This is a genomic window from Saccharopolyspora sp. NPDC002578, from assembly GCF_053592695.1.
Map to the genome: position 1 here is coordinate 1 of NZ_JBSFWJ010000154.1, position 3,952 is coordinate 3,952.

General features: G+C 68.3%; 9 protein-coding genes. 8 read left to right on the top strand and 1 reads right to left on the bottom strand.

The window, feature by feature from the left end; all coding sequences use genetic code 11:
• From ACWD38_RS30150 to ACWD38_RS30170, 5 genes are all read left to right on the top strand, one after another.
• Positions 1 to 319: hypothetical protein (locus ACWD38_RS30150; protein WP_450125431.1), on the top strand; the 319-nt coding region annotated here is incomplete at its 5' end.
• A 235-nt stretch (positions 320 to 554) separates the two neighbouring features.
• On the top strand, positions 555 to 989 hold the full coding sequence (locus tag ACWD38_RS30155; protein ID WP_450125432.1) for an NUDIX domain-containing protein: 435 nt from the start codon (positions 555 to 557) through the stop codon (positions 987 to 989).
• A 75-nt stretch (positions 990 to 1,064) separates the two neighbouring features.
• A complete protein-coding gene (locus tag ACWD38_RS30160) occupies positions 1,065 to 1,319 on the top strand; it encodes a hypothetical protein (protein ID WP_184479623.1) in 255 nt (84 codons plus the stop codon).
• Positions 1,316 to 1,696 (top strand): LuxR C-terminal-related transcriptional regulator, encoded by a 381-nt coding sequence (locus ACWD38_RS30165; protein WP_184479624.1) that lies wholly within the window; start codon positions 1,316 to 1,318, stop codon positions 1,694 to 1,696. The genes ACWD38_RS30160 and ACWD38_RS30165 overlap by 4 nt, the downstream gene beginning before the upstream one ends.
• Before the next feature lie 95 nt (positions 1,697 to 1,791).
• Positions 1,792 to 2,148: a hypothetical protein gene (locus ACWD38_RS30170; RefSeq protein ID WP_450125433.1), complete on the top strand. Its 357-nt coding sequence runs from the start codon at positions 1,792 to 1,794 to the stop codon at positions 2,146 to 2,148.
• A gap of 419 nt (positions 2,149 to 2,567) precedes the next feature.
• Here the strand turns inward: ACWD38_RS30170 and ACWD38_RS30175 are convergent, their stop codons facing one another.
• Positions 2,568 to 2,951, bottom strand: a complete 384-nt coding sequence (locus tag ACWD38_RS30175; RefSeq protein ID WP_450125437.1) for a hypothetical protein — start codon at positions 2,949 to 2,951, stop codon at positions 2,568 to 2,570.
• Between ACWD38_RS30175 and ACWD38_RS30180 the strand changes: the two genes are divergently transcribed.
• The 3 genes from ACWD38_RS30180 to ACWD38_RS30190 form a co-directional block, all read left to right on the top strand.
• Complete coding sequence (locus ACWD38_RS30180; RefSeq protein ID WP_450125436.1) at positions 2,904 to 3,020, top strand: helix-turn-helix domain-containing protein; 117 nt, start codon at positions 2,904 to 2,906, stop codon at positions 3,018 to 3,020. The genes ACWD38_RS30175 and ACWD38_RS30180 overlap by 48 nt on opposite strands.
• A 61-nt stretch (positions 3,021 to 3,081) precedes the next feature.
• Entirely contained in the window at positions 3,082 to 3,531 is a 450-nt protein-coding gene (locus ACWD38_RS30185) for a hypothetical protein (protein WP_450125434.1), read from the top strand.
• A partial coding sequence (locus tag ACWD38_RS30190) for a hypothetical protein (RefSeq protein WP_450125435.1) occupies positions 3,528 to 3,952 on the top strand: 425 nt, incomplete at its 3' end. The genes ACWD38_RS30185 and ACWD38_RS30190, both read left to right, overlap by 4 nt.

The following is a 3,952-nucleotide window of genomic DNA, read 5'->3' on the forward strand; positions in this document are numbered from 1 at the left end:
CCGAGTGTTCTTCGATCGAATCGAGGTTTTTGCGATGTCTCCAGCAAGACCCGTATCCACTTCCACCTCGGCCGCTCCGAGCGCGGGTGATGTGGCCGAACAGGCCCAGCGAGTAAAGGACCGGCTCGTCACCGTCCTCGACGATCTGCCCAGCCCTGGGGAGGTGACCGAGCGGGACTGCACTCGTCTCGCGGGGGCGCTGCGCGGTTTGGCGAAGGTCTTCGACCGCCACGCTTCCACCTGCCCCGCCCCGCCGCGGATCGAGCCTGCGACTGGCTCGGCTGGTCGTGCCTGGGTGTATCCGGGGCAGCAGCGGTAATCGGATCTCCCGGTCCGGGCTGGACATGGCAGTCCATTGCCGGGTGACCCGGCACCCAACGAGCCCCTCGACGAGTGCCGGTCGGGCGGGGTCTGTGTTTCCCCGAACACACACCCCGCCCATCCCGGCCGCACAGCCCGCTGCCCTGCCGGTTGTGCGGCCGGGTCCCCGCCCCCTGCGGATCCCGCGTTCGTTCTGTCCTACGTCGTTCGTCGTTGTGCGAGAAGAGTTTTCTATGAATCCTGACCCTGATCCGCCGCCATCGATTCACGCCAAGGTTCGGGTGCTGTTGACCCGCAGGGCGGGCCGGGAGTGGTTACTGCTGCCCGCGCCGGATGCGCGGTGGCGCCTGCCGGGCGGGCGGATCAGGGAGGGTGAGACCCCCACCGATGCAGCTTGCCGGGTCCTGCATGACGAAGCCGGGCTTACCACTTCGCAAGACCCGGGACTTCGCGCGCACACCTGGGATGCGGCGACGTTCGGCGGCGGGCCGGTCAAGCTCAATTACGTCTTCACCGTGGCCGCTCCGGACACCGTGGCGCCTCCTGGGGAATGGGCCGATCGTCGCGCAGCGGTCAGTCTGCTCGACCCCGGCGACATGGTCTGCCTCGCCGATCTCGCCGACGGACTGCGTGTCCCGGCGGTGCATTACCAGGAACACCTTCCCTGACCGAGGTCGTGCCGGCCGCCTCGCGCTCCGGCGTCCTCGCCCGCGGCGCTTTCGATGAACAGACAAGGTCCTTCGATGACGACCCGAAACCCCAGGCTGCCCTGTGCCTGGCACTACCACCCCGAGCGAAACATCACGCTGCGCTGGGCACGACCCGACGGTCACTTCACTGTCCACTCCGGTGATCAACGCGGCAAACACGACGACCACACCCTGCTCGACACCGTTCGCGTCGCCCCGCCCTGGCAAGACGATCACGACGTCGCCCGCAAGGCGCAGGACTGGGCCGCGAAAAACCCGCTCACGCCCCAAACCGGAGGACGCTCGTGATCTACCTGTACCCGGACAGGATCGCGCAACTGGCGTTGCGCGCCGAGTTCACCGGTGCGCAGTTGGAGGTGGCGCGGCTGGTGGCGTGCAACATGACCAACACCGCGATCGCGAGGCACCTGTGCCGTAGCGAGGACACCGTCAAGACCCACTTGCGACGGATGCTGCGCAAGACCGGCACTACGAGCCGTTGTCAGCTCGTGGTGTGGATGTACGAGGCCGGGCACCTCGTGCCCGCACACCCCGAATTCCTGGCCCAGCCCCACCCGCCCGAACCGCCAGCACCGACATCACCGGCCGCCCGGAACCTGCACCACACCCTCTCAGCCGCGCGCAGCGACCTGGACTCGGCCTTGACTCACCTCGGCACCCTCTGACCGGCCTACCCCATTCTTGCGAGGAATTCGTGAACACCTCCGCGCGCCTCCCGGACCGATGTGCCGGGCTCGACTTCGACGGCGAGATCCCGGACGTGACCCTCCCGGTCGTACAGCTGATGGTCTGCGGACTGTCCACCATCGACATCGCCACACGGTTGGACCGCAGCGAAGACCTCGTCAAAAACCACCTCGTGCGCGCGTTCCGCGCCACCGGCGCGACCACCCGGTTGCACCTCGTGGTGTGGATGTACGAAACCGGGCGGGTCATCCCCGGCATCGTGCAGCTGCCCGACGCTCCTCCCCGATCGCGGCAACACCTCACCACGCCGCTGACCGCTGACGAAGCCGCCTTGCTGAGGCTTGCCTCTCTGCGCCACCAACTCGCCACCACCCGCGCCGAACTCGACACCCTCGTTGCCCTCGTCGAACCCAACCCGGAACAACGATGACTCCTGTACCCGGCGACCCCCTGCCCGGTCGCGCACCGAGCCCAGCACCCTCAGAACCCGACCCACGCCACCGCCACCTCACGTACCTGCACCAGCAGGCCACCCCAGGGCCACACCGTTCACCCGAGCGCGTCGCCACATGGGTACGAGACCACCGCGACCTTCTCCTCGCCGGGCTACGCCTGGGCTCGGTTGTTGCTTACAGCGCAGCCGCCGCTCAACTGGCGCTTGCTGTGTGGCGAGCTACCGCCGAGCAAGTGCCGGACTCGACGAGCTGGCAGGCCGAGCTGGCTCACGCAGGTGAACACGCCGCGATCACGGCCCACCAACCCGACGTTCTAGCTGAACTGCTCGAACACAGCGCCCGCGCCTGGCACTCCGCCAACCCGGTCACGGCCGAGAGCCAGTGGATTCGGGCGTTAACGATCCGCCTGTGCCTCCCTAGCGACGACGCGCTGCTGGCCACCGTCGACGCACTCACCCAGCTCTACGCACAACATCATCGTTGGTCCCTCGTCCTGGACCTCAACCTCTGGCTCCTCGCTTACTGCGACGACCACGGTCACCTCGCCGGAGCAGTCCACGCCCACCTCGCACTCGTCCACGCCGGACGTTCCCTCCCGGCCCGCGAACACCTCGGCCCTAAGGAGCACCACCTCATGAACCACACCGACGTCAGCTTTCAGCAACACCGTGGCCCAGCACGTCTCCAGCTCGCCCGCGAACTCAAATCCGCCTACGAGAACGGCGCCAGCATCCGGGCGCTTCACGAGAAGACCCGGCTTTCCTACGGCAAGGTCCACCGCCTCCTCAACGAAGTGGGAACGACATTCCGCCCCCGAGGCGGTCACCGGCCCCACCCTCCGAAATAGCCCCACCTCTCGTGTGAGGCCGTGCCCTGCTTGTTGTCCTGAACGAAGGAAGTCCGTCCTGATGGTGTCGAATCCGTCCCGCGTCCGGATCCGGGCCTGCGGTCTGCTGGCCCGGCCCGACCGCGCCGACTGGCTCCTGGTCCGCGACCGGGGCGAAACCGCGTGGCGCCTGCCCGGCCGCGACGTCACCGCGGCCTTCGATACCCCCGCCGAGACCGTCCTGTCCACCGTCCGCGGCACCCTCAGCTTCAACCTCCAGACCACGCCCCAGTTCTGCGCGCACACCTGGACGCGCCCCCAGCACGGCCCGCCACTGCTGACCTACCTGTTCGACCTCGGCACGGTGCCCTCCGATCTCGTCCGGCCGCAGCGAGGACTCGAGGTCAACTGGGTCCATCGCGTCATGGCCCCACGTCTGCTGTCCGGCTGCGACGTCTCCGCCGTGCTCCGACACCTCGACCAACCCGACCACACCGCACACGCGGCCCTCTACCAGGAGCTCCTCACATGACCGGAAGACAGAGCGGGATCCGGCTTGTTTCGGTTGACGTGGGCGGCGTGCTCGGCACCGTCGCAGGCCACAGCCTCGGCACGGCACTCGCCGCCGCCTCACCGCACGAGGACTCCACGGTCGCCGACGTCATGCGCCGCACACTCCACACCCGTCCGCACACCACCGCGGAACTGATCCAGCGCCTCGCCGTCGAACTCGCGTTACCCGCCCGACGGGTGCGCGACATCCTGCACACACCACGACCACTGCTGCTGCTCCCCACCGCACGAGCGCTCCTGGCCGGACTACGCGACGCCTTCCCCGACGTGCAGGTCGTGGTGTGCTCGAACCTGGCCGCCGCCGACGCCGCCCACGCCGACCTCGTCCGCGCCGAACTCGCCGACCAGCTCGACGCCACCTACTTCTCCTACAGGACCGG

Coding starts and splice junctions, on each gene's coding strand:
- ACWD38_RS30160 (WP_184479623.1), top strand. CDS start 1,065: ATGACGACCCGAAACCCCAGGCTGCCCTGTGCCTGGCACTACCACCCC.
- ACWD38_RS30155 (WP_450125432.1), top strand. CDS start 555: ATGAATCCTGACCCTGATCCGCCGCCATCGATTCACGCCAAGGTTCGG.
- ACWD38_RS30185 (WP_450125434.1), top strand. CDS start 3,082: ATGGTGTCGAATCCGTCCCGCGTCCGGATCCGGGCCTGCGGTCTGCTG.